The organism is Citrobacter sp. VF227 (assembly GCF_052950715.1).
Genome location: NZ_JBRFVF010000185.1, coordinates 1 through 577 on the forward strand (window position 1 = coordinate 1; position 577 = coordinate 577).

General features: G+C 63.6%; 1 protein-coding gene. It reads right to left on the minus strand.

The genetic code is table 11. The annotated features are described in order from the left end of the window. A partial coding sequence (locus ACU8YC_RS25805) for a RecQ family ATP-dependent DNA helicase (RefSeq protein ID WP_446896080.1) occupies nucleotides 1-577 on the minus strand: 577 nt, incomplete at both ends.

The following is a 577-nucleotide window of genomic DNA, read 5'->3' on the forward strand; positions in this document are numbered from 1 at the left end:
CGATCATCTTGCGCTGCTGAACGACGTCGCCGAGCCCGTACGCCATCCACGCGTTCGCCGGCAGGCCGTCGCGCCCCGCGCGTCCGGTCTCCTGGTAATAGCCTTCGACGCTCTTCGGCAGATCCAGGTGTGCGACGAAGCGCACGTCCGGCTTGTCGATGCCCATGCCGAAGGCAATGGTCGCCACCATGATCAGCCCTTCCTCGTTGAGAAAGCGCTTCTGGTGATAGGCGCGCAGCTCATTGGGCAAGCCCGCGTGATAAGGCAGCGCCGGAAAGCCCTGTTCGGTGAGGAAGGCGGCCAGATCATCGACTTTTTTGCGCGACATGCAGTAGACGATGCCAGCGTCGCCGCGGCGCTCGGCGAGAAAGCCCAGCAGCTGCTTGCGTGGCTGTTCCTTGGGCACGATGCGATAGAAGATGTTCGGCCGGTCGAAGCTGGAGAGGAACCGCTCGGCATTTTCCAGATGCAGGCGCTGAACGATTTCCTCGCGGGTGCGCTTGTCCGCCGTGGCGGTCAGGGCGATCCGCGGAACGTTGGGAAACAGCTCGGCGAGCTGGCCCAGCTGCATGTACTC